General features: G+C 45.7%; 24 protein-coding genes. 9 read left to right on the forward strand and 15 right to left on the reverse strand.

Annotation, left to right across the window (positions count from 1 at the left end; translation table 11 throughout):
* Positions 1–209: 209 nt before the first annotated feature.
* Complete coding sequence (locus KN1_RS06875) at positions 210–1,325, reverse strand: hypothetical protein (RefSeq protein WP_221286526.1); 1,116 nt, start codon at positions 1,323–1,325, stop codon at positions 210–212.
* Positions 1,326–1,478: 153 nt separating this feature from the next.
* A complete protein-coding gene (locus KN1_RS06880) occupies positions 1,479–2,324 on the reverse strand; it encodes a hypothetical protein (RefSeq protein WP_221286527.1) in 846 nt (281 codons plus the stop codon).
* Positions 2,325–2,593: 269 nt separating this feature from the next.
* On the opposite strand from KN1_RS06880, the gene KN1_RS06885 reads away from it, so the two are divergent.
* The 3 genes from KN1_RS06885 (at position 2,594) to KN1_RS14970 (ending at position 5,667) form a co-directional block, all read left to right on the forward strand.
* Positions 2,594–4,042: a TM1812 family CRISPR-associated protein gene (locus KN1_RS06885; RefSeq protein ID WP_221286528.1), complete on the forward strand. Its 1,449-nt coding sequence runs from the start codon at positions 2,594–2,596 to the stop codon at positions 4,040–4,042.
* 178 nt (positions 4,043–4,220) lie between these two features.
* Positions 4,221–5,348 (forward strand): hypothetical protein, encoded by a 1,128-nt coding sequence (locus KN1_RS06890; RefSeq protein WP_221286529.1) that lies wholly within the window; start codon positions 4,221–4,223, stop codon positions 5,346–5,348.
* 187 nt (positions 5,349–5,535) lie between these two features.
* A complete protein-coding gene (locus KN1_RS14970) occupies positions 5,536–5,667 on the forward strand; it encodes a hypothetical protein (RefSeq protein ID WP_258712494.1) in 132 nt (43 codons plus the stop codon).
* A gap of 221 nt (positions 5,668–5,888) precedes the next feature.
* On the opposite strand, the gene KN1_RS06895 is transcribed toward KN1_RS14970, so the two are convergent.
* Genes KN1_RS06895 through KN1_RS06935 form a run of 9 tightly spaced genes read right to left on the reverse strand, consistent with a single transcriptional unit; the run spans position 5,889 to position 13,697 of the window.
* Positions 5,889–6,584, reverse strand: a complete 696-nt coding sequence (locus KN1_RS06895; RefSeq protein WP_221286530.1) for an RAMP superfamily CRISPR-associated protein — start codon at positions 6,582–6,584, stop codon at positions 5,889–5,891.
* Positions 6,584–7,519: a hypothetical protein gene (locus KN1_RS06900; RefSeq protein WP_221286531.1), complete on the reverse strand. Its 936-nt coding sequence runs from the start codon at positions 7,517–7,519 to the stop codon at positions 6,584–6,586. The genes KN1_RS06895 and KN1_RS06900 overlap by 1 nt, the downstream gene beginning before the upstream one ends.
* A gap of 1 nt (position 7,520) precedes the next feature.
* Complete coding sequence (locus tag KN1_RS06905) at positions 7,521–8,132, reverse strand: RAMP superfamily CRISPR-associated protein (protein WP_221286532.1); 612 nt, start codon at positions 8,130–8,132, stop codon at positions 7,521–7,523.
* Positions 8,132–10,783: an HD domain-containing protein gene (locus KN1_RS06910; RefSeq protein ID WP_221286533.1), complete on the reverse strand. Its 2,652-nt coding sequence runs from the start codon at positions 10,781–10,783 to the stop codon at positions 8,132–8,134. Before KN1_RS06910 ends, KN1_RS06905 begins: the two co-directional genes overlap by 1 nt.
* Positions 10,767–10,943, reverse strand: a complete 177-nt coding sequence (locus tag KN1_RS06915) for a hypothetical protein (RefSeq protein ID WP_221286534.1) — start codon at positions 10,941–10,943, stop codon at positions 10,767–10,769. Before KN1_RS06915 ends, KN1_RS06910 begins: the two co-directional genes overlap by 17 nt.
* Before the next feature lie 2 nt (positions 10,944–10,945).
* Entirely contained in the window at positions 10,946–11,746 is an 801-nt protein-coding gene (locus KN1_RS06920) for an RAMP superfamily CRISPR-associated protein (RefSeq protein ID WP_221286535.1), read from the reverse strand.
* The gene (csx7, locus tag KN1_RS06925; RefSeq protein ID WP_221286537.1) at positions 11,718–12,554 is read right to left on the reverse strand and encodes a type III CRISPR-associated RAMP protein Csx7; all 837 of its coding nucleotides are present in this window, start codon (positions 12,552–12,554) and stop codon (positions 11,718–11,720) included. The genes KN1_RS06920 and csx7 (KN1_RS06925) overlap by 29 nt, the downstream gene beginning before the upstream one ends.
* Positions 12,548–13,282 carry a type III CRISPR-associated RAMP protein Csx7 gene (gene csx7 / locus KN1_RS06930; protein WP_221286538.1) on the reverse strand — a complete coding sequence of 245 codons (735 nt, stop codon included), beginning with the start codon at positions 13,280–13,282 and terminating at the stop codon, positions 12,548–12,550. The genes csx7 (KN1_RS06925) and csx7 (KN1_RS06930) overlap by 7 nt, the downstream gene beginning before the upstream one ends.
* Before the next feature lies 1 nt (position 13,283).
* Positions 13,284–13,697: a hypothetical protein gene (locus tag KN1_RS06935; RefSeq protein WP_221286540.1), complete on the reverse strand. Its 414-nt coding sequence runs from the start codon at positions 13,695–13,697 to the stop codon at positions 13,284–13,286.
* Between the two features lie 225 nt (positions 13,698–13,922).
* On the opposite strand from KN1_RS06935, the gene KN1_RS06940 reads away from it, so the two are divergent.
* From KN1_RS06940 to KN1_RS06965, 6 genes are all read left to right on the forward strand, one after another.
* Positions 13,923–14,159 (forward strand): AbrB/MazE/SpoVT family DNA-binding domain-containing protein, encoded by a 237-nt coding sequence (locus tag KN1_RS06940; RefSeq protein ID WP_221286542.1) that lies wholly within the window; start codon positions 13,923–13,925, stop codon positions 14,157–14,159.
* Entirely contained in the window at positions 14,119–14,505 is a 387-nt protein-coding gene (locus KN1_RS06945) for a type II toxin-antitoxin system VapC family toxin (RefSeq protein ID WP_225905614.1), read from the forward strand. The genes KN1_RS06940 and KN1_RS06945 overlap by 41 nt, the downstream gene beginning before the upstream one ends.
* Positions 14,506–14,857: 352 nt before the next feature.
* Complete coding sequence (locus tag KN1_RS06950; protein ID WP_221286544.1) at positions 14,858–15,553, forward strand: hypothetical protein; 696 nt, start codon at positions 14,858–14,860, stop codon at positions 15,551–15,553.
* A complete protein-coding gene (locus KN1_RS06955; RefSeq protein WP_225905615.1) occupies positions 15,534–16,232 on the forward strand; it encodes a CRISPR-associated endoribonuclease Cas6 in 699 nt (232 codons plus the stop codon). Before KN1_RS06950 ends, KN1_RS06955 begins: the two co-directional genes overlap by 20 nt.
* Entirely contained in the window at positions 16,233–16,553 is a 321-nt protein-coding gene (locus tag KN1_RS06960) for a C2H2-type zinc finger protein (RefSeq protein WP_221286545.1), read from the forward strand.
* A gap of 465 nt (positions 16,554–17,018) precedes the next feature.
* Complete coding sequence (locus KN1_RS06965; RefSeq protein ID WP_221286547.1) at positions 17,019–18,023, forward strand: metallopeptidase TldD-related protein; 1,005 nt, start codon at positions 17,019–17,021, stop codon at positions 18,021–18,023.
* A gap of 26 nt (positions 18,024–18,049) precedes the next feature.
* On the opposite strand, the gene fdhD is transcribed toward KN1_RS06965, so the two are convergent.
* The 4 genes from fdhD to KN1_RS06985 all read right to left on the reverse strand — a co-directional run bounded on the left by fdhD (position 18,050) and on the right by KN1_RS06985 (position 23,095).
* Positions 18,050–18,814 (reverse strand): formate dehydrogenase accessory sulfurtransferase FdhD, encoded by a 765-nt coding sequence (gene fdhD, locus KN1_RS06970; protein WP_221286549.1) that lies wholly within the window; start codon positions 18,812–18,814, stop codon positions 18,050–18,052.
* The gene (locus tag KN1_RS06975; protein WP_221286551.1) at positions 18,795–19,151 is read right to left on the reverse strand and encodes a helical membrane plugin domain-containing protein; all 357 of its coding nucleotides are present in this window, start codon (positions 19,149–19,151) and stop codon (positions 18,795–18,797) included. The genes fdhD and KN1_RS06975 overlap by 20 nt, the downstream gene beginning before the upstream one ends.
* Positions 19,115–22,012, reverse strand: a complete 2,898-nt coding sequence (fdhF, locus tag KN1_RS06980) for a formate dehydrogenase subunit alpha (protein ID WP_258712649.1) — start codon at positions 22,010–22,012, stop codon at positions 19,115–19,117. Before fdhF ends, KN1_RS06975 begins: the two co-directional genes overlap by 37 nt.
* A 606-nt stretch (positions 22,013–22,618) precedes the next feature.
* Entirely contained in the window at positions 22,619–23,095 is a 477-nt protein-coding gene (locus KN1_RS06985; protein WP_221286555.1) for a hypothetical protein, read from the reverse strand.
* Positions 23,096–23,554 lie beyond the last annotated feature (459 nt).

Consider the following 23,554-nt stretch of genomic DNA (forward strand, 5'->3'; position numbering starts at 1 on the left):
CGCTGGTACCCTCTTGTTGTTAGTTCACTTCTTAGAGTACTCCTACATTATACGCCTGAATTAGTAAAAACACGTTAAACGTGATGGTTTTACATAAACCGATGGCCCCCTTAACTTCACGACACTCGATAACGATCCTTGCCAAAAAAAGTAGTTGGGCAATTGAGGGGTGTCGACAACTAGCCTTCCCAAATTAATACGGGGAAATATTACACCGAAGCCACACACGGGTTACCTACGGCTATGAGCCCCAGCTGGGTGTTATTATACGCGTACCACACCCCGCTTTTCTGGTTATAGTAACTACTTGAGGCAATAAATGCTGCTATATAGCCCCCGGGGATAGTACCGTTACCTAATTGATACATCTGGGACTTAGACAGTAAGGACGGGTATACGACAATACTGTTTATATAGCCTTTGAATGGGTACCATTGGTAATTTGTCTGAGGCCACTGCTTAGTGAACGCGACCCCGACAAAGTTGTATTTATAGGGCCCTATCTCTCCGAACAGTGACGAAGCGTCAGTAAACGGTGCACAAAACTCGGCTATTAGCTCTCCGTTGATGTACCCTGCTATATACGTCATACCGTCAGCTGACCACTCTTGGAACAAAACCCAATAGAAGCCGGGTTTATTTATACTTACACACATCGCGGCTTCTCCACCGTTAGGTGTGGGTATGGGTTGACCTATACCGGTCTTTACGAGTTTGAACGGTTTTATGGGCAAGAATGCTTGTAGCGACCCTAACGAGTTATTCGATATATCAGCTATTATTAATTTTCCGTGGCTTATATAAACTAACGGGGACCAGCCCGACTTTGGAGGGTTAAACGGTAATGTGTCCTTTGACAGCCCTATGAGGACTCCTCGAGTATTTGGCGTTAAGTAAGCCCTAATAGCTATAGTCTCCGCTTTATATTCCATTGCCACATAACTGAACAGCCCTACTGGCACATTTTCCCCGTTATCCTTAATATAGAATATAGGAGTAATGAAGTACTGGTCTACCCCGTTGAACGAGATCGCACAACCTTGGTATTTTAACAGCGATATAGGGGTATAAGAAATCGCAGGGACAGAAGACGATATAGGTACTCTGACGGTATTAACGGAATTCTTGTAAAGGAGGAATCCCCCTATCCCTAGGAGGACTATGGTTAAAATGACTACGCTGATTATAGGTAGATTCCTCTTTTTCTTTTTAGGGAAATAGTACTGGTAGTCGTGTCTGGTCTCTGGGAAATGATAGCCACACTTAGAACATATAATGCTCAAATCGTCATTTACGTATCCGCATCTGGGACATACTTTGGGCATTTCGCTATAAGATTACACAATCACCTCAAAATTTATAAACCTTTTCCTATACCGCCCTAATTTTTAGGGTGACCTCGAGATAGTAACTGTATATGGACCCTTGAGGGATGGGTTGAAAGTAAGGACAAGACACTCTAAGGGTAAGCAGATTTTTTACTTATCATTAAAATTTTCAACCCTCACTGACCTTTCCTCTCTTATCCTCTCCAATATAGTCATGACGGCTGTATCCAAGTCGAGGCTGTACAGTGTTACTTTGGACTTATTAGGTATACTCAAAAGCTGTAATAGTGCGTCTTGTCCTGATATTATGCTCTCGTTATAGTTTACGCTGATCCTTTCTAACTTACCGTTCTTGACCAGTACCTTTCCCATTACGCCTTCCCCTTCTATGATAATTACCCCGTACTGTATTTCGTCAACGTTCTTCAGCGCTCTCGGTATTACCTCGCTCAGGGCCCCTTCCTCGGTATAGACGACCGTAGGTGTTATATCGAGTTGTCCGGTGTCGCTTGACTTAAAATAGTACTTTACATATGGGACGATGTGATCCCTGACTATGTGTTCTGCTAGCGCAAAGGGTTGCCTGCCGAAAAACTTGTCGAAGACTGAGACCTCGTACTCAGCATTAGTGTAAACCTTGACTAAAGTCTCCAGAGACTTAACACTCTTCACTTCGAAGCTGATGTCCCATTTTAATTTCCCGTCATAACTCAGTCCCTTATAAACTATCCCAGAAGGCGTATATACTGGCCCTTCCATCTCCCCTAACGACGTGTACAGTCTGGTCTCAGGGGTACCAAAGATGTAGAGCACTCTGAACTTGTTGGAGAAACCTGATATGGAGGAAGGGGTCACGTAAGTCCGGGACTTCGGGTCGAACACTTGTAAAATACTTAGGTGCCCGAACACGCCTGACAGCAGGAACGGGTCTGATACCCAACGTACTACCCTCTCTTTCGATGCTTGGACCGTAATTTCTCGAAAACACTTACTCATACTACCCTGAGATAATATTACGAGAAAGTTTATTAAAAATTTTTTGTATATATAAAATTTTTGGTAATATATGAGACTCCCTTTTTTCTATCAAATATATTTGTATTAACGTGACTTTTTGCAGAATTCGTTGTTAATAAATAGATATCATAGATAGATTAAGTTTAAAATCTCATAATTAAATTTAGGAAAATTTTATGCCTAGTTTTTAGGAAATACCATGAATAACCGAGCTAAAGATTAAAAACCTTTCCTTTAGACAGTTAGTAATGGACTGTCTCGTCTATATAGCTGGCGATGTCATGAGCTACTCCACAATTGACTACGTATATCAGGGTAGGGTAAAGAGGTCTTTCTTTTCAGCACATGCTATTGCAAGGTTGACGAACCAAGGTAAGGTCGTAGCCTTACTCCCAGACAGCTTGTTATACTATAAAGACGATATCTCACAGTACAAGGAGATGTTAACCAAAGGCTATAGGAACATGATACTGTCCCGCCTTAACGAGGTAAATGTGGACTTCGAGACGAGGAAAGATGTAGAAGAGTTCGTAAACTCACTAGACATAAGGGTAATCCCCAACGTAGGGGTAGGGTCACCTTATCAGATAGACGATGACGCACACCTAATTAGGGAGCAGGGCCCTGACAATAGACCGAGGTATAAGAGGCACCAATATAAGTCCGAAAGGTCACCTGTCTTTATCTATAACGTAGTTTACTCGGTCTTTAAGGACTTAGCTGATAACGGTTGTGAAAAGTTTACTGTAGACCTCACTCACGGTACTAACGTCCTGATCGCGATAACGCTGATAGCAGGTTCCCTATTTGACAGTACTTTTCTCATGGCACCGGTCATCGGGAGCCCGGGTAGTGCTGTGACCGTAGTGGACGTAACCGATATTGTAAGGGCTTTCAAGGACTCTTATGGGGTCTACCTCTCAATAAAGTGGGTAGACGAGAGGTACTTCAGGGACTATAGGGAGAAGCTATTAAAGATTAACGTGAAAAACTACCAGAAAGAGAGAGACGTGTTGAAGAGTTTGAGGGGATTAGACCCGAGCATAGTTATGGAGTTACTAAGGAACCTGCGGTTGGGCTTCAGCGTCAACGCGCTTAAAGACATGGAGGATGTAACGGCGAACTTTCTCACGATTAAAGGAGACGTAGATAAGCTAAAAGAGTTCTACGAGTCGTGGTATGACCACCTGAGTCTGGAGAACGAGGGCAACATACTCCTTTCAAACTTTTATTCTACTCTTACCGTCCAAGACTTAATCGTAAAGGGAGACGATATAGAGAGGTTAAAGGGGATATTGGACATCTATATAAGGGCACAGTACTATGATAACGCGTTGTCACTCGGTAGAGAACTGGCGGTGGCGATATGTTTGGACAAGCATGGTGGAGGTGTGTTTGAAAGTAATGGTAAAGGTCATGGTGGACAGGAGAAGGCCCCCACACCTTACGACCAGTGTAATGAGGTCATTAATTCTCTAGTAGGAAAAGAAAAGGGGATAATAGACTCTAGGTTTGTGCAATACCGAAACATCTTGATGCACGGGGGGCTATCAGTAGACCTGAAGACCCAAATAAAGGATAAAAAGGTGGTAAATAAAAACCCCGAGAAAACTGACAATATCATAAGGTATGTCAGTGAAGGGTTAAAGAAGGACTTAGCTAAGATCGAAGAAATACTGAGCAAGGAAAACGTATAAAAGAAGACAGAGATTCGTAAAAAAGGGCGTTCATTGTAGGCCTATTGTATTTGCCGAAAACGGCACCCTGCTTGAATTTTCAGGTAAACCAGCTATCTCCTCTTGAAACTGAAGAAGAGGCATAAATAAGTGTATGGCGTAGTGAGCCTTTATTTGGTCTAGAGTGGGATACCATTATATGGCTGTAAGGTTTTACTCACACGAGTTCAAGCTTTTCGTGACCGGAGTAATGGCGTTCTTAGCCGTCCACTACTCCGCAAAGTTCTACTTATCTCTCCCTATAAAGGGGTTACCCCCCGTCTATTATAACGTCGTAGAGGAAGTGGTTAACTTAACTTTATACTCAGTAGTACTCTCCGTGTTGACCTATAAGCTCTTCGGGGGTAATGAGCCAGGTAAGTACTACATCATGTGGTTCTGGTCGCTGTTTATCAACTATTATTTCTTTCACGTCATACCGTACTTCCCCTTTAACTTAGGTGTCCTCACCGGGGGCGTGTCTTCCCTCCTTTACGCTATTCCCCCTTCCCTGGTCATGTCCGCAGTCAGGATAGGTAAAAGTGAAGAAGCCAATTCCCTACCTACACCGCAGTTATGGGCAGGGACGGTCATGTTTTCGGCACTGATACTCCTCTCTTTTTACACTGGTGTTACCGTGTCCACTTTCATTTACGGTGCTGTTGCGGGCCTTTTGCTGTCGTTTATAGCCGTAGGCACTGAAAAGAGTATGGTGAACCTATCGTTGGTCCCTATGTTTATCATCGCGCTCGTATACACCGGCGGGGCATTATACCACGTGACTACTGCTACACTCTTATTAGTTTTGGGGGCGTCATTCCTCATCTTCTGGGTGTCAATGAGACCGGCGGTACTGGTAAACCGTATCACCGGGGACGTAACCCCTATCGGTGTAGTCTCGTCACAGGCACTCTCATTAGTGTTCCCTCTTATGGTCGCGATAATATGGGCAATTGTTAGGGACCTCGCTTCAGCCTTTCATTACGGTGACTATATCTCGCCTTTGACGTTAGAGACTTTCCCTATCATCTTCCTTCCCGCGGTAATAAGTAATACCCTATCAGACTACTTGAGGGGTAGACAGCTGGACAAGTATATGAGGTTTTACGGTAAGGAGACGGGGGTCGGGATAATAGGGGGCGTAGGTCTAGCGGACGGGCTTTGGTTAGACCTAGTGGGCCTGATCACTTATTACTTAACAGTGTTAAAGTTCGGTTTCTACGACGGGACGTTAGTGTATGTATTAGTTATAATACCTGCATTGGTCATAGTATCTAGGCTAATATAAGCGGCTGTAAACTCCCTTAATTCCGGCTCACCTTTTTACTGATGAAATTGACGAGTTTATAATCAGCCACCACGATTTTTGGGTAAAAGATAAAGTCTAGGGGTAAAAATTATTTTGAAAGACCGGAATTGGTTATATCCGGTCAGTTAACAAAGGGCAACAGTACCGTTAGCGTAAGGGTAAAGACTTGCTAAGAAGTGTGGGGACTTGCCCTCCAGTCCCTGACAAAGACCTAGTAAGGAGCGGGGGTGTATACTCGGCTAGGTTTAAAGGTCAAGGTGTAAAAACCGCGCCAAACGGCTTATCTGATAACGCGTAAGGCTTGGCTTGTGACGATAGGGTAATTAACGGGGGCGATCCACCGATAGGTGCTTAAACCCGAGTCGTCACGTGCCTACCGGCCTTTATTGTACGCGCATTGCCTCGCTATTACAATTTATTACTACTATTCAGCACCTTAATGGAGTAGTCCACAACTTGTTAAAAAATTCTTAGGAGAGCTTATGAGGGCCTACATAAAGGGACTATACTTGAAAAAAGTCATAACTTAAAGTCCCCTAACGGCCGGAACACAGCTCTCCTGGTTAGTGCGTCTACTTTAGCGTATTCGCTCTCCTTCCAGTCTAACATAGCGTAGCCTATCCCCCTGGACTTCCCTCCCCCTATAAACGTCCCCACTTCACTGAGGAACTTTAACGTCTTAAACCAGTCCCCTATCCTGTCCCTGACTATGACCTTAACGCTAACGCTACTCACGTTTATGATCTGTTCCCTGAATAAGTGCCTTTCCTTTGCCTTCTTAGTCTTCCTATCGATCACTACGTGTGCCCTATCGTTTATTCCTGAGCTAATAAGCGTGTCGGAAAAGGTCACTGCGGAGGCGAAGTACTCACTACCGTAAAGCCTCTCTACGGGGCAGTTCCACATAGCTATAAACTTCTTCCTTTCCTTCTTTACTTTCTCGTTACTCTTATCGGCCAGCCCCTTAGCTTTCAACAGCTCGTCAAGGCTCCCGTCATCGACCACGTTATCGTCTTCGTGTCCGTTAAAGTGGTGCGGGTCTGCTATTAAGACTTCTGTAGCCCTCCTGAATATACCCTTCCAGCTACTCCACGGTATTACGTAGTACTCGTCCATTTTCAGCGGGGTCAGCACGTTTATGTCCTCCTTACTACCCCCGACCCTCAACCCGTAGGGTGTACTGAACTTTAGTTTAAATAAGTAGACCTCCTTCATTACGCCTTCACCTTCTGGAGTAATGACCCTAAGTCCTCTATCCCGAACATGAAGTTTAACCCTGCAGGCAGGACTTTATCGTATTCTCCCTTCTCTCTGACGAGTACCAACGTACCTTCGGTGAGCGTCCTGAACGAGGGCTTTTGCCCCGATACCTTATCGCTCGTAAACCAACCCACATAAGTGGAGGTACTCCCTATTATTACGCTCTTCCCGTCCACCTTACCTACGTCAAACAGCCTCTTTCCCAACAGTGAAGGTACACATTGTGACAAGCAGTAGGAGAGGCCTTGGGGTTCTGGTAAGTCTACCTCACCTACTACGTCCACCCTAGCCATCGAGTTAGTCCTGTTCTTACCCCTCCCCAACCTTATCTTACCTGACTTCACTACGTCGATTACCTCGCTGGGCCTCGCCAGTGCCCACAACGTATCGAACTTCTTAAACTCATAAGCGAACAACATCTTGTGGTAAGACGAGGCTAAGACCTTGTCTATGGCTACGTGCATTGAGATAAAGGACTCAGCTGTAAACCTGGAGTACCGGTTCACGTCTTTGCCTTCTTTTCTCTTTATTATAACACCTATCGTCGGCTTCATCTCGTCGTCAAGTCTCAGGACATCCTTTAGGTGCGACCCTGACTCAAGTTCCTTTCCCTTTTCCGTTAACACACCCCTTACCTCTACGAAGTCACTGCTCTTTCTCCCTTCTGCCGGGGAAAAGTAATGTGACGGAGCTGAGTCCAGTGGGAACGCCGGTGAGGCGTAGAAACCTTGGTCGATTTTCCCTTTCTGGTAGTAGTACTCGGCGAGGAGGGCCCCCCTGAGCTGGGTCGCCGGTATATAGTCTGTAACAGAGAAGTAATAACTACCTATCCTCCTCGCTTGGGTCGTAATGTAACCGTTGACCGTTATCTTTAACAGTGAAAACTCCATTTCACTCACCCCACATGTACTCTGACAAGGACGATACTATGTCCTTCATTTCTTGGTCACACTTCACCTTCTGACATATGTCGTCCTTTAACTTTACGTCCACCATTGCGTTCCTACCTATCCTCCAGAGACGTAAGGCTAAGACAGAGTAAAGTAGTAACTTCAACATCTTTTCACCGCAGGAGTCCCTGAAATAGACTGTCACTTCAAACTCAGTGTTAGGTGATACGACCTCCTGCGTAAATAGGGCGCCCTCTTCACTCCTCTGGGTCTTGTCGTCTATCTTCACCCTCGTCACCTTGTGCCTCTTCACGCTCGGGACGTTCACGGTCAAAGCAAAGCACCCCGAGTCCCGGTAGTCAGGGTAGCCGAAGAGCGTGCAGACGTCACACGGGCCTTTGCCCTTATGGGCCTTCTTAATCTCTTCAGGCTCTACCTGCCCGCAGGAGGAATAACCGTCAGGTAAATAGTTATGGACGGCAGTCCTTAACACCCCCTTTATTGTTGACGGAGGCAGTACCACAGGGTTTAACGGTATATCTACTGCTCCTATACTGCTCCCTCCTCCTACTGTTAGGGAAGTCAAGTTCTTTACTACTAGCCCGAACTCCATTACCCTACACCTACCCTGAAGGTCTTGAGGACGAAGAAATAATCGTAGAGTGGTATCCCTTTCAACGGGTCTTGACCATTTTTCTTAGCGACTAACCTCTTTAGCACTTCCTTATCGTAGCCGTCGTCACTCCTCGCTATCTGCCTTAAGATATAAGCTAAGGTCGTCAAGTAACCGTTAGGGCTGTCCACCCTTACTTCGGCATAACCCACTACGTCTTCCAACACCCTCAGCTTCTCCCTAGCCTCCCTTCTGTCTTTGTCGCTATAGTAAAGGGCTACTACGTCTTTGAACTCATAGAGCCCCGCTAACTTAAGCAACTCCCTTACGCTCTCTACATCATTAGAGACCGCCAAATAGGAAGGGCTGTTAGGCCTCTTGTACCTATGGATCTCAGACTCTACTACAGACCTACTGGCTAGTGTCGACGAAAATACCATACACCCGATGCTGGTCTTGTTACCCTCAGGTCGTTTTATATCAGGCTTTATCTTACTCTCCTCCATCAACGCGTCGGTAGCTTGGAAGGCAAACTGGATAGGGTGGTCTGGCTTGATACTGACCACCCCCACCTTAAATGTGAACCCGGTGAACTCCTTTGCCTTCTCAAAGAACTTGACCGCAAACGGCACAGCAACTACTGATGGGACCAGAATGGTTATGTCGTCCCCGCCTATGTACAGTACGCCTGAGAGTACCCTGCTTGTCAGAGAGAGTTCGCCGTGTTGTCTTTCCACCTCAGCCTTAGCTAACTCTAACAACGTTTCGTAAAACGCTTTCTTTACCCCGTAATCTAATTTAAAGCTCCTGTCCACGTAGTCTGAAAACGTAGCGCTCGAGGAAAAGATCACACTACCCCAGTTCCCGTCAGCTTTGATCAAGGCCACGTATCGTGTGTCTTCTGGGGCCTTATACCCTGCTATGAACTCCATAGCGTACTCGTTATAGTTATCGCCGAATAAGCACCTAGCGACCTCGCTAGGAGTTACCTTACCGACCTCTGCAGAGAGGGAATAGGTAGACCCCACTTTGCTCATGAAACCCCTGTTCTTGGACAGTTGTCTTATCTCGTAACATCTGTCGCAGAGTAACTTATAACCGTCAATATCCGGGAACTCCTTAGTCGCAGGCCTCACCCCGCAGTTCTCACAAGTCTTGTGCAGCCCTACCGAGAACACCTCCTCCTCAAAGTCCACTAAGTATTTCTCGCTGAAGGACTCCTTGATCTTTTCCCAGACCTCGTTGTAGTTAGATATGTAGTTATCATATGCGAACTCAGCAACGCTCACGCTCAGCTTTAGGTCCAAATCCCTCAGGGGCTTAAGGCCCTTAAACAGCCCCTTTATCCTTTCCTTACAGTTTACGTTTTCGGGGCAAATGTCACTCCTGACCACTATATACGAGTGGCCCCCGTACCCGCTGAGGAGTGCCTCTGCAGGTAGTCTGGACTTACCCTGTTTAGAGAACTCACTGTCCAATAACATAAAGGAGTAAACGGTGACCATGAAGTCAACTAACATGCTGGCAAAGGACATGTCCCTGAGCTTGGGGAAATTGGTAATGAACTTCTGTATACCGGGGAGGTCTATGTAGACGATATAGCCCAACAGCCTGCCTAAGCTTACTCTCTTTTCGACCTTTTCGACCTTCTCCGGTATAAAGGGGAAGAGCCTCGAGTTCTCGTTTTGTGCTATGCGTTCAGGTATTACGTAGCTCAGGATCTTCTTATATACTTCTTTTGTTACCTTTTCATACTTCTCCTTACCGAGCCTTGTAAAACAGTCATAGGACTCCTCCCCGCTCTTACTGAAACACTCTTTCACTTCCTTGCCGTACTCCACGTCGTCCAAGGCCTTCATTACCAGTTCTGTTAGCCTGTCTGCACTTGAAGCTAAGCGGTCAGCCTTACTGACAATACTCTCAAAGTCACCGTGGTGGGACGCAATGAGGTCCTTGACCTTGTTCAGCTTTATACAAGATTTATCGCTCTCTAATCTGTTCTGTACTTCTCTCATGATATCGATAGCCTCAGCGACGTGGTGACGCGGGTTAATTACCTTTCCTATGTCGTGGAGTAAAGAAGCTACCCTCAAGTAGTTTAAGTCTATCGAATAGGGCTGGAGGAGCCAAGAGGTTAACGACGTTAACTGGACGTGAGATGCCAGAGATGTGAAGTTAAACCCTGGCCTAGTGTCTGCAGGTGTATTTAATAGGGCCTCATAAATTTCCAGTATCGATGAGAAGTAGCCCCTGACCAGTCCCTTCAGGACGTCGGCTTTCTCAAACTTCTCGAGCCTTTCAAAGACTTCCCTTAAGGGAGTGTCTTTGTCTATTGTGAGGTCTTGTACGTGCCTCGCGATACTGTAAACGAAGAAGTACTCGAAAGCTGTAGGTAGGTATTTGCTATCACCTTCTATAGGTGCGTATGACATAAACATAGGCAACTTGTACAGCATAGAGACCATGTCTGCGTATATGTCCATGGCCTTCTTCTCGTCGTTGCCCGCGAGCTCACATGAGACCAGAGCCATATGAGAGAGAGTGTCCACTATTTTCTCCTTCAAGTCCTGGTTGCCTTCGTATTGCTTACCTTTATCCCCGTCAAAGACTACTTTATACTCAGGTAAATTTAACTTACCCCTCAGGGTCATACCTCACCACCATCGAATAGTACTCAATACCAAACTTGTTTGCCTTGAACTTTACCTCCCCGTTAGCCTTTTCTTCCCGGTCGACCTCAACTACGGTGAGGCATTCACTACTCTCCTTATCAAGTTCCACAGAGAGGTCGTACTTAATGCAGACCTTCATGCCTACCACTCCTCGTTATAGTCGAACGGGTTAAACTTCTTCATAAACTCGTTTAACGCATTTACAAACTCCACCTTCGCTGCTGGTAATGAAAACCTGACCCTCCCGAAACGCCTATCAGAGAACTTAAACCTACCCATTAACATCACCTTCCCTTCCAACTTATTGCCCTTCAACCTGAAACCGAGGCCGTAAAGTAACATCCCTAGGTCTACGGGCTTTAATGACCGGTAGACTACTTTCCCCCCGAACTTGGAGCCCTTAATAGCACTCTCATAGTATTGACCGTTAACGTTTACGAAGTCCGTCTTCCCTTGGGCCATGACGAGGTCTGTGAATGATACCCTACTGGCCAGCCCCGAGTTACCCAGTAAGTCACAGACCGGGCACACCCTTTCAGGGAACCTATCAGAGTACTTGGGCTTGGGGTTCCTGAATATCTTCTTATAAGTATTTGAGACCGTGTTTGAATTCCTTGATACTACATAGCACGACTCTCTGATAGACAGTTCCAGTCTAGTCCTCACCAGGCCCTTTATAGTAGACCCTGGAATAACTACCTTACCGAGGTACTTATTCATCTCGTGGGTCGCAGGGGAAAAGTAGCCGGAGACGTCCGGTACTGTCCCTTGTAGTGCGCTCTCCACGAGCTTGTCTATGTCGTCTAAGGGGCGCAATATCTCGACGTCATAGACCCCGCTACCCACATGGAGGTAGTCTGAGACGACCTCCATCTCTATGTCTAAGGCCCCTTCGAGCCCGGGGGCGTTCCTCTCAGTGTATGGGGTACGGTACCTTTGCACCGTTAAACGCCTCCACAAAGGGCTTCACTTGTTCAAAGAACTTGTCCCCTTCCCCCTTTATCTCGTCAGGAGCGGAGACCTTAACGTCTTCGTCGCCTATCTTCTTCTCTCCGAGGTCTAAAAGCCTCAGTTCACCGAACTTAACGAAGCCGAACCCCCTGCTCTTATGCCCTCCTATCTGGGTCACCCCATCGTGGATAGTCTTCATTATGGTCAATAAGTACCCTATAGTGTAGTTGGGCAAGTTAGTCCCAATGAACTTAAATGTAAACTTCGAGCCCGGTTCGACGAATTCTACTTGGACTAACGCGCCCCTAGCAGCAGCGCCTTCAGTCCTGCTTATAGCTACCATAGTCCTCGTCCCAAGTTTGAAGTCTATCGCCCTCGAGTCCAGGAACTTCACGGCACCTATAACGCTCATGGTACCGAATACCTTGCAGTTGAGACATGTGTAGTCCCAAAATATCTTCATAGCCTCTGCCACGTCGCGGGAAAGGCTGCGTTGGAAGTCGTCGTACTTCCTGAAGTTGTTCAGGCAATAGTCCTTGCCGACACCGCTACACACTGTCACGTTTTTGCTCCTTAATATCCTCTCCCCCGTCGACCTGAAGACCCCCTTCCATGACGACCCGGGGATGACCGGGGTACCGCCGGCGTCCTTTAATACCGTATCCCTTACTGTGCTTGCTGGGTCAAAACCCCCAGCTTTCCCTACCCCGATCCTGAGTGGGGATTGGAGCTCTAAAACTCCTTCAACTACCGTCTGCCTCTTGATCACGTCCTTCCTGATAAGGGTGTAGTCTACCATGACTTTACCACCTCCATAAGGTCCAGTTTGGTGGACTTCATGAGGTCTGGTAGCTTACGGACTTCCACTTCACCTGAGACGAGTTTCACCAGCCCGAACCCCGCACTCTTCTTTGCCCCCATAAAAATACCGTCTGTTATCAGGGTCTTTAGGACATACCTCATAACTTCGACTGTCTTCTTTCTCCACTCCTCGGTCTCACCGTTTACTATGTCCAAGTTGTAGAGGAACATCGTGAAGTTGAACGTTGCGTTAGGGTCTACAAAGTCCAGTGTGTAAAGGTGGCCCGGTAACTGGCCCCCGAAGACCCTGTTTATCGTCACCATAGTCCTCTGTGAAATCGTGTAGTCTTCAGCTACCGAGTCCAGTATGTATACCCTTGAAGAGAGGTCTTTAAACCCGAAGATTATGCAAGGGATACAAAACTTAGCTCCTTTTTCGTCTTCAACGCAACTGGGGCAGTCGTCATCGTCTAGGTCACATACGACATACTTAGGGTCGTTCCACGACTTCACGTAGGCTTCAGCTAGGCTGCGGAATGCCCCCTTAAAGCTCGACCCCGGGATGACGGGTTTCCCGTTGACCCTCAAAATGGGGTTGTCCGTAGCGTCGATAAAGCTCTGTGACTTACCGTAACCTATCCTCAGGGGGGTCTCGTTCTTCACTTTTCCGCTGATTCTCACAACGCTCTTAATCACGTCTAAATCGTAGCAGGGGTTAGTGGCCATATCACATCATCTTTGCCACTTCGTTGACCAACTTCTGGAAAGTGTCTACCCCTTTCAGATTCGTGACGTTTATGTTGAGGCCAGCCAGGGTCTCGTAGATCCACTTAACGTAGCCTATGAGCTCAAGGGCCCTATTTACGTCTTCGGGAGTATTCCCCATATCCTTTAGCGCAGAAAGTAGGAGTTTCCCGGTATTCTTGTCTATTTCCCCCCTACCCATCTGCCTCAAGATGTAAGCCAAAAGGTCTCTTATGTTCTTCCTGCTTTGCATATAGGTGAGGAGGTTATTGATATTACTAATATCCACTGCAGGCCTGGGCGTCCCTCTACCCCCTTGTTGCGGGGTCAGCGCAGATATCGCTATCTTGGTAGCTATGTCCAGCAGGTCTGTGTTCGCCTTCACGGCTTGAGACATAAAAGATTCTATTCAACTAGACATTTATAAGCTTTAGGTTACGTTAATTTACGCATAGTAAACAGAAAGCAGTGGCGTTATTGCTGTATTTAAACCCCCGTCTACTAAGGTTTATATTCGTCCCGTCTACTTAAACCCTCACCTGGTAAAATAGGTCTGTGGGTATGTGGGGAGGAGTGTATTACGTTGGGAAAAGCATTTTACCTTTCCCACCAATAGAGTAATATGCTAGTAAGGGTAGACGATAAAGGGAGGGTATACTTACCCAAGGAAATAAGGGAAAAAGCCGGGTCGAAGGAGTTTTACCTCGTTGAACTCCCTACCGGTATAATGCTAATCCCCAGGCTGGAAGACCCCGTAAAAGCGTTAGGGGAAGAAGGGAAGAAGTTACCTGACGTAAGCGTGAAGGAGTTAAAGAGGGTTGCCAGAGAAGAGGCTGAGAGGGAACTTGGTCTACGCTGATACTGACTTCTTCCTCGCGTTACTAAAGGAGAGGGACTGGCTGAAGGACAAAGCCCTTAGCCTGCTTAACGAGCATAAAGGTGAAATAACTACCTCCATGACCACTTTTATTGAGTTGATGTTATTATGCAAAAAGTTCGGCCTAGACCCCGTAAAAGTCACGTTAGCTGTCATGGAGATAACGAGGTACTTTGATGAAAGGGTACTAAAGGCGGCGGTACTGATATCGCAAGGTATGGGCGTATTTGACGCTTTCCACGCCGCGTATTCCGGCGGAAGTATAATAAGTTCAGACCACGTATTTGACGAGTACGGGTTTGAGAGGGTGAAGTTAGAAGACCCGTGAAGAACAAGAGGAAACTTTATTTTTTATGACCAAATTTTTGTGTAGCCCCGATGAATTGAATGAACTAGTCGAAAACGTTACGGCTAACACGATGATTAATATAGTTAACTTCCCATAATGAGTCTTTTTTACGTGAGCATCAAAATTTATATACTCATATGGTAATAATTCTAATTTAGTGATAAATCAATGGTAAGTCGAAACGTATTCAATATGTACATTTCAAGCATTTTTCTAACTTTAACCCAAGTATATAGAACTATCGCGAGTTATTTAAGTAAAGGACGCTCTAAGGTGCTGATAAGCAAACGTGAGTATAGGGACTCTTGCTGACAAATAGGGTGATGCCTCTATGGTATTTATCGCTGAGTATAATTTATCAAACCACCTTTCTCTATTTAAAGAAAGAAAGATTAATGTCGATAAGAACGTCCCTTACTACGCAAAGAAAGCCGCAGTCAAGACCAAACACCCACTGAATAACACATACGCAAAATTCTTACCGGAATGTGCCACAACTGCAAGGAGGAAGGGCTCAGGGGTCTACTTTAACTGGTCTGCTGAAGACGCAGTATTAGACGTCTTGGCTAAAGACTACGAGAGGAGAGACACGGGTGTACGTATATTTACGGATATACGATTATTTTACGACGATATTAAATATACCCCTGACGCAGTAATACTGAACGCCGCGTGCAGCCGTAAGGCTAAATACATTATAGAAGTAAAGACGACGATGAGGCCTGAAAAGGGGAACAGGAGCCCGTCGAAGAAGTACTGCATTTTAAAGATAGGGGCACTGCAAGCTCTGAGGAACGCATCGGCCCTAGTAAAGGCTGGGGTGGTAGATGAGGTATTACCCAAGGTGGTGTATGCCGAGTTTATACCGGTCAAATACGACCCAGCAAGGAGGATGATGAGGATAGTGCTCATGAACCCAGAGGTCTACTCCGTAGGACTAGATGATGTGTTTAAGGTCGATAGAGAGCTTGCCGACATCATTTACGGTATTTTGGGGGGAGACAGAGATGACTTACTTACTCGCTGAAGTCGTAGTTACCCCCACGACCTCTGCTATTATACCGCCTTTTACGTCTAAGGTGGGTAAATCGTTAGTCCTCAGTCGAAAGGTCACAATATCACCCCTAAGGGTAGGTAACACGTATCTGGTCAGGTATTCTACCGTACCTTACTTCATGGAGGTCGAAGCAGGGAAGGAGTACTCCTTCGATGTAGGCGGGGACTACTACGACGTCATAGACGCTCTGAAAGGCTTGGAAAGGAAGAAGGTGTTCAACACCGTATGGGAGGTCGTGGACGTGAAATTGAGGGAGGTGGAGTTTGAGTTTAAGGATAAAATAAAGGTGAGCGTTAGGACACCCGCACTCATAGCAGACCCTCTAAAGAAGTCGAAGAAGAAAAGGTTTACCAACCTCTTCGCGTTCGTGTTCGCGGTGAACTTCATGGACCACTTGGGCCTCACTAGAGAGGAGTTCAGGGGCCTTATCCTCGAGGTAGAGGGCAAAGTAAGGGAAGAACCCTCTAAGGTTTGGTATGAGACCGTGATTTATGCGGGGAAAAAGGTGGTGGGACTGGTCGGAGAATTACGTTATACACTTCTGGAGGAGGACGAGAGGGTTAAAGGTGCACTGGAGAACGCTATAGCTAAAGGGATAGGGAGTTCAAGGAGGAACGGCTTCGGAAGAGTGACCGTGGAGAGTGAGTAAATGGGTTATAGGTGTCCCGAATGTAAAAAGGTATTTGATGACTTTAAAGACCTCAGGATCCACTACCGAAAAAGCCATATGGACGGTAGGTGTAGTATATGCGGCCCGGACGGTAAGAAGTTCAGTAATATAATTAGGCATTACCACATGAAAACCGATGACTTCCCACACTTGGTGGTCTTGTGCATTATTGAAGGTTACGATTTCATTGAGGACAAAAAATACAGGAAAATAGTTAGAAGCTTAGTAGAGACAGTACTAGAAGAAAGGAACGCTATGTTGTTTGAAATAATCTTCAATAAGGGGGACAGAGGTCGTTGAGCCCTACAAACCAACTACACTAGCGGTAAGGGTATATTTGGAGCCATTTTTTACTATCAGTTCTAAAAGATCTCGATTTCCGAATAGCGTTTACCGGGGAAAAACCTCGGTAGGGGAGTAGTACCATTACCCTATACGCTCATGGCCCGGGTATTTCACTCGGCCTTTAAAAAAGTAATTTTCTTTCGCATTAGTATAATTTGCGGACGAGTAACACGTTAATGTAGGATTAGTCTTAATACTCTACAAATTACGACCTCTCTATAACACGTTAATAAACTTATACACTACATCCCGTTAGTATTGCTGTGTGTAATTAACCATGACTTTGCGAGGTAAAGTCAAATTGTAAAAGAGCCTTGAAAGACCCACGGGACTTGAGTCGCCGGTAAAGTCTAATTATTGTGAATTTACTTAAAATTTATCTCAAGTTAAACTTAATTCCTTTTATCAAGAGAAAATTATGTGCAGACGTTCAGCCTGAAGGAGGTAAATATACACATTACTCCGAAGGGCAATTTCTCCGAAATGAAGGAAATTAACGCGACCCGTTATTTTACAAAAGACGGCTGGAGCTTGACTGAGGCAAAGGAAGAAAGGGTTCCTGATCACGACCCTTGCATTTCATTTAGGTCTGACTCAGTAGACAAGTTCTACAAGAGTAAGGATATAAGGGTACAAGAAGGGAGCGCTATATCGAAGAAAGTTGTGAGAGCTGTTAACGAATGCGTTGAAGAGAAAGTCCTCAATTACGTGGAGTATAGGGGAGTGAGGTTCGCTTATGCGGGAGACCCGTCTAAGATACCCACTGTAGTGGACTTCTTGAGGAGTTTAGCTAAGCCTTACACACAGTCCAGGGTGTTCAGCCTCGAGAGGATTACGGCGATACTGGACCCTGAGGTCACGTTACACATATTCCACCACGTTATGTCTTTACTGAGGAGCGATGAACCTGGGCTGAAACTCGAGGAGAGGCTCTCACCTTATCTAACCGTAATTGATGACCCTCTAAACCAAGAGTTAGTAGGGTTTTCCGTTTTCGACGACGAAGGTGTTAGGACGGTTAAGAAGGAACTTATAGGGGACGGATACGTATTAGAATACTTGGGTACTCTGACGAAGGGCAAGCCCGGAAATGCTAGGGGGGTTATACCGAGACCGGATTACTTCAACCTCATAGTAAAAGGAGGGGACTGGGAGCTAGAGGAACTGAGGGAGGAGACTAAAGAAGGGATAATAGTCAGCGGTGTTGAAAGGAGTGAGTTAATGAGAAAAAGCATAAGGATCTTCCCGAGAAGGGTCACTCTATTGGGAAAGGGAGATATCATAGTGAGAGAGATAGCGATCCCCCTGCAGGAGCTGGTCACTATAGACGCTTTATCGAAAGAGGTTAGGAGTGCCTTTATAGACGAGGAACACGGGGGGATCGCTCCTTATATAAGGATGATGGTGAGACCGATTATCTACTGAACCCACTGGTCTTAAATTTTCCCAGCTTATACGATCCTTTCTTTATGTGTATAGACGTTGAAGCTCTTACCGCGTAAAAAGCCGATTAAAGTCACTCCTGCTTCCTCAGCCATGTCGATCGCTAAGCTCGTGGGGGCAGATATACCGCAAATAATCGGTATCCCAGCCTTTATCGCCTTGCTCACTATTTCGTACCCTAACCTACCGCTAACTTGCATTATATGTGAATCAGCTGGTAATTTTTTCTCTAGGATAAGCCTACCTATTACCTTATCTACGGCGTTATGTCTACCGACATCCTCGTAGATATAGACTAACTTGCCGTTTTTTGTAAATAACGCAGAAGCGTGAAGGCCTCCGGTTATATTAAACGCGTTCTGCCCCTGCTTCAATTTTTCGGGCAAGGAAAAAATCAACTCTTTGTTCACTTTAGTCTCGGACTTTATTATGCTCACCATGTAAAGAAATGCCCTACCGCAGACACCACAACTGGAGCTCACTATTAGGTCTCTAGCCCTGACTTTAAGTTCCTTATTTAACCATACGTCCACCGTGTTATCTCTGACCTCTATCTCTCGTATGTCATCCAAGCCCTCTATTACACCTTCAGAATACAGGAAACCTATTGACAGTTCCTTATCGTCTCCCGGCGTCCTCATTATGATAGCGAAGGTCTGGCAGTTTTCGTCGCATACCCTAATATGTAAAGGCTCTTCTATTGTTACAAAGTCTTCCTCTACGGTCTCGTCCTTGTCCTTAACTCGCGTCAACTTAACCTTTTTTACTTGCACTCCCTATCGCCTTCAATATCCTCAAGACCAAGTAGAGCCCTCTCTTTACGTCAGGGTCGTTTAGCTGTTTTATCAAGTCTTTCAGTGAGACGTCCTCGACCTCTTCCTTACCGCTTAGTACACTGTAAATTACGTCAATATTCCTTATTAGTATAGCGTTCTGTTCAGCCAAAAACGCCATGTTCTCGTCAAATTTTTCGATTATCCCGGTGAGCAGTGGTAATATCCCTGACCTTTGCAGGGCGTTCAGTAATCTCAGGAACTGTTCTAGTGCCTCTTTACTTTCCGTTAATTGTTGTATCAGTCCGTCAAGGGTCTGAACTCCTCTCTCCTCCATTTCCTCTCCACCTCTATCCCCTTTTGTCTTTTTCTTTCGTTTACGTGAAACCTCCAATTGTCCAGAGGTAGGGGACTATACCCCGTGCCTCCTTCTACCTTTTCTATGACTACCGGCGTATCTTTATACCCCGGTGTCCCGCTTGCCCTATCTACTTCCAGTCCGGTAAGGTTGTTAACACCTTTAGAGGGATCAGACGCGAAGATGGGGATAAATATTTCGTCCCCTTGAACCCTATCGCTTACTACGGCCCTAGCCCTGATCTCTCCACCGAATCTAGACTTTATCAACACAGTATCTCCGGTGCTTATAGAATACTTAGAGGCTAATTCCTTAGATATTTCTACGAAAGTCTCCGGGACTTTTCTCCTCAACCCTTCTACTCTCCTGGTCATGTTACCGACGTGAAAGTGCTCTAAAACCCTCCCCGTATTTACGATTACCCTATGGACTTCGTCCTTTAGGTCCGGAGGGGCCCAACTCAACTTATGCAAGACTGCTTTTCCGTCTCCGGTCGCAAAACTGTTAACGTAAAGGAGGGGAGTATCTGAGCCATAATCGTTCACGGGCCACAAGAGGCTCTTAAAGCCTTCAAGTCTTGAGTAATTAACCCCTGCGAATATCGGGCAAAGTCTGGCTATCTCGTCCATGACTTCCGAGGGGTGTTTATAGTCCCAGTCTGCCCCAAGTGCTTTGGCTATCATCTGTATTATCTCCCAATCAGGCTTGGACTCACCTAAGGGTTCAATAGCCTTATAAAACCTCTGGATCCTCCTCTCTGTGTTGACGAATGTCCCTTCTTTCTCTAAGCTAGCTGAAGCCGGCAATATAACGTCTGCTAATTTAGCAGTCTCGGTCATGAACATGTCTTGGACCACTAGAAAGTCCACTTTTTCAAGGGCCTGTCTGGTTAAGGGAGTCCCGCAGTCTACCATTACTGTATCTTCTCCGACTATGTATAAAGCGTGGACCTTTCCCTCTAGTACTCCCTCGATCATCTGAGGTATTTGAAGCCCGGCCTTTGTGCTTAACTTTGCGTTCCACGAGTCCTCAAATTTCCTGACCGCATTTTCATCATCTAACCTTTGATATCCCGGTAAATAATTGGGTAAACAGCCGAAGTCGCTTACACCTTGGACGTTATTATGCCCCCGCATTGGGTAGGCCCCAGTCCCAGGTTTACCGTAGTTGCCGGTTATGAGCAGTAAGTCGGAGATAATTGTGGAAGTGTCCGCTCCTCCCAAGTGTTGGGTCACCCCCATACCCCACAGTACCACAACGCTCTTTGCCTTATGGATCACCTCAGCTAGTCTCACTATCTGGTCTTTTGGGACTCCGCTTATGCTCTCGACATAGTCCAGAGTGAACTGCTTTACGTAGTCCTTAAACTCCTCAAACCCTTTGACTCTCTTCTCAATGAACTCTTTGTCTATCCACCCCTCGTTTATTAAGTAGTTGGCTACTGCTGCCAGTACAGCAGCATCAGTCCCCGGTTTAGGTCTTATGAAAAGGTCAGCCTTCTCCGCTATTTCATGTTTTCTTACGTCCATTACTACTATTTTAGCCCCCCTGACCTTCTGGGCCCTCTTTATTTTGCTCCCGATCACTGGGTGGCTCTCGGTGGTGTTATGGCCGATGATTATTATGAGCTCAGCCTCCTCTATGTCCTTAATCGAACCAGAGTCCGCTCCTATCCCCACTGTCCTCCAGAGTCCCACGGTAGCCGGTGCTTGACAGTATCTGGCCGAGTTGTCAATGTTATTAGTCCCTATAACAGCCCTTGCAAGTTTCTGTAAGAGGTATGCCTCTTCGTTGCTCATTTTATCAGAGGCTATGAACCCTATCGAGTCAGGCCCGTATTTTTCCTTAATTTCTCTCAGCCTTTTTGCAATGTATGAGATCGCTTCCTCCCAACTGGCTTCCCTGAACTTATCTCCTTCTCTAATCAGGGGCTTTGTAAGCCTGTCTGGACTATTTACGAAATCCCAGCCGAACTTTCCCTTAACACAAGTGAGTATACCGTTAGCTGGTGATTCGGGTTTAGGCTCTACCTTAAGTATTTTCCTACCCTTAGTCCACACCTCAAAGGAACATCCCACTCCGCAGTATATACAGACCGTCTTAGTCTTCTTTATCTGGTTCTCCCTTGCCTTTGACTCTAGCTCGCTAAAGGTCATCAACAAGTTAAAGCTGTCCTCCGCTTTACCTACAGCCTCTATTATCTTTTTCTTAAGGTCCCTCCTGATCCAGGTGAAATATCCGGCCTCTCCCAAGATGGACTTTTCCATCAGAGCGTTTACGGGACATACTGTGACACACGTCCCGCAGTTTACACATGAAGAGTTTCCTATGGGGTTACCGTTGTCCCAGACCACTCTGGGTGGGTTTAAGTCCCAGTCTATCCAGATTACCTCGTTCACTGCGAAATCTTGACATGCTTCTACACACCTACCGCAGAGTATACATTGTGAAGGGTCATAAATATAAAAAGGACCAGAATCGTCTAGAGGATAGGGCTTTTCGGTGTACTTCTGAGAACTTATACCCGCCTTAATAACCGCTTCATGGAGTACACAGTCCCCGTTGTTGTTCTCACAAATGCTACAGTATAGTTTATGGTACCTCAAAATCCTCGTAATTGCAGACTTTCTAGCACTTAACGCTTTGGGGCTGTTTACCGAGATGTCCATCCCCTCTGAGGCTTTGGTGGAACATGCCCTAACGAGCTTCCCGTTAACCTCTACTATACAAGAGTCACAGCTCTGCAGGGGAGTTAGTCCCTCGTTATAACATATATGGGGTATATAGATCCCGTTCCTCTTAAGGAGGGATAATATACTTTCTCCCTCTTCAGCCACCATTTCTCTGTTATCGACTAATACCTTCAGAGCCACAACCTTTAGATATCACCTAATATTTAAAAACTTACCTTAATAACACTATAAAATTAAAATTTCTTTTTTATTTTTAGAAAGGTTTACTTATATATAGTCCATTTATAATAAATGTGGGCGTTATTTGACGTTCACCTGAGCGAGGTAGTGTCGCGTGGATCAGCTTGCTTGTTCTTGGACTTCTGACTTCCCGCCTAAAGGGCGAGGCTTTCAATCCTTTGTATATATTCCGTTTCAACCTTCGGAACCATTTGTGAAAAATGTGAGGCTACGATAGACGTATGCTTAAAATGCTAAACAGTTTCTTGTTGGCTTTTAGAACCCTACAAGTGTTAGCAACTTATAAGTACACATGGAGACCGAAAATTAAGTATGTAATACCTATCGTATAGCGTTTTACGTAAAACTATTACGTCTACATGTTTTTACTAATTAGGTGTATGATATTAATACCCCGCGGTTGGGAGTCGGGAAATCTTGAACATTAACGTAAGGTAAGGTACAAGTACCCACGTAAGTGTTTAGGGTAATACCCAGCCGTTACCATTACCAATAAGTTCTACCCGTACAAAATCAGCGGTGGGTATTACCTCTCCCCATGTTCAGTATGACTTTGTCCCCGTCGACTATTACTAAACCGTATTTTTCCATGGTATGGAGGTAGTCCGCGTGTTTAACACCCAGTGAGTCCCTTATGTCTTTGACAGTGGCTTCGCCTCCAGACCTGATTAGGAACCTTATTATGTCGTTCTCTAACTTTTCGTCGCTTTCCGGGACTCTCATCCTCTCCTTATACTCTTGGTAAGTCTTTTTGTCTAACTTCCTATATATTTTTACGTGTAAATGATATACTGCCATTATCCTTTGGGCTATGTCTAACGCCTCCTGGTCTGTTAGCCTTATCTGTTTCTCTCCATCATCATCTCCGACTATTATAAAGAAAGCCCCGTCCTTTATCTTGCCTTCCTTTACAGCTGGCGGGCTCTCGCCAACCCGGATATAAATCCTCTTCCCGTCCTTCTCATGAGTTTTCCTTACAATAATAGTCATTATTATTAAACACCCACGTCAACTTTTAAGCTTACTTGTCACGGGTTTAAATACCTGTTAAACATACACTAACGACGTGTTACCGTTGCTGGTAACTAAGGGGTGAGGACCTCATAACGTTTTACGTAAAACCACGACGTATCTTAATCAGTAATTACGAAGGCTTACATAGCAGAGCCGTCGGGGCTCTGAAATTCCATAAGGTCAGAATAAAGCCCCAGTATTTGGTGTTTGAGGAAAATTTTGGTGCTGCTGACTTCTCCGACAAACCCTATTAGGGCCTTAGCAGTCGAGGTTGACAAACCGCCAACCTATTTAGCCTGCTGGACTATGCGTACTGTACAATTATCCATCCTTTAAAAAGACTATAAGTACCCCCTTCCCTCTACAGTGGGTTTTAACACTTAGTTTTAGAGCTGTCCTGCCCTTCACACCTGATTAAGCTCACCTTCAAGTTTA

The sequence above is a fragment of the Stygiolobus caldivivus genome (assembly GCF_019704315.1).
Classification (GTDB): Archaea; Thermoproteota; Thermoprotei_A; order Sulfolobales; family Sulfolobaceae; genus Stygiolobus; species Stygiolobus caldivivus.

Bases quoted from the DNA above. Each gene is read 5' to 3' on its own strand.
- KN1_RS06875 (WP_221286526.1), bottom strand. From the start codon at position 1,325: ATGCCCAAAGTATGTCCCAGATGCGGATACGTAAATGACGATTTGAGC.
- KN1_RS06880 (WP_221286527.1), bottom strand. From the start codon at position 2,324: ATGAGTAAGTGTTTTCGAGAAATTACGGTCCAAGCATCGAAAGAGAGG.
- KN1_RS06885 (WP_221286528.1), top strand. From the start codon at position 2,594: ATGGACTGTCTCGTCTATATAGCTGGCGATGTCATGAGCTACTCCACA.
- KN1_RS06890 (WP_221286529.1), top strand. From the start codon at position 4,221: ATGGCTGTAAGGTTTTACTCACACGAGTTCAAGCTTTTCGTGACCGGA.
- KN1_RS06895 (WP_221286530.1), bottom strand. From the start codon at position 6,584: ATGAAGGAGGTCTACTTATTTAAACTAAAGTTCAGTACACCCTACGGG.
- KN1_RS06900 (WP_221286531.1), bottom strand. From the start codon at position 7,519: ATGGAGTTTTCACTGTTAAAGATAACGGTCAACGGTTACATTACGACC.
- KN1_RS06905 (WP_221286532.1), bottom strand. From the start codon at position 8,132: ATGGAGTTCGGGCTAGTAGTAAAGAACTTGACTTCCCTAACAGTAGGA.
- KN1_RS06910 (WP_221286533.1), bottom strand. From the start codon at position 10,783: ATGACCCTGAGGGGTAAGTTAAATTTACCTGAGTATAAAGTAGTCTTT.
- KN1_RS06915 (WP_221286534.1), bottom strand. From the start codon at position 10,943: ATGAAGGTCTGCATTAAGTACGACCTCTCTGTGGAACTTGATAAGGAG.
- csx7 (WP_221286537.1), bottom strand. From the start codon at position 12,554: ATGGTAGACTACACCCTTATCAGGAAGGACGTGATCAAGAGGCAGACG.
- csx7 (WP_221286538.1), bottom strand. From the start codon at position 13,282: ATGGCCACTAACCCCTGCTACGATTTAGACGTGATTAAGAGCGTTGTG.
- KN1_RS06935 (WP_221286540.1), bottom strand. From the start codon at position 13,697: ATGTCTCAAGCCGTGAAGGCGAACACAGACCTGCTGGACATAGCTACC.
- KN1_RS06940 (WP_221286542.1), top strand. From the start codon at position 13,923: ATGCTAGTAAGGGTAGACGATAAAGGGAGGGTATACTTACCCAAGGAA.
- KN1_RS06950 (WP_221286544.1), top strand. From the start codon at position 14,858: ATGGTATTTATCGCTGAGTATAATTTATCAAACCACCTTTCTCTATTT.
- KN1_RS06955 (WP_225905615.1), top strand. From the start codon at position 15,534: ATGACTTACTTACTCGCTGAAGTCGTAGTTACCCCCACGACCTCTGCT.
- KN1_RS06960 (WP_221286545.1), top strand. From the start codon at position 16,233: ATGGGTTATAGGTGTCCCGAATGTAAAAAGGTATTTGATGACTTTAAA.
- KN1_RS06975 (WP_221286551.1), bottom strand. From the start codon at position 19,151: ATGGAGGAGAGAGGAGTTCAGACCCTTGACGGACTGATACAACAATTA.
- fdhF (WP_258712649.1), bottom strand. From the start codon at position 22,012: ATGGTGGCTGAAGAGGGAGAAAGTATATTATCCCTCCTTAAGAGGAAC.
- KN1_RS06985 (WP_221286555.1), bottom strand. From the start codon at position 23,095: ATGACTATTATTGTAAGGAAAACTCATGAGAAGGACGGGAAGAGGATT.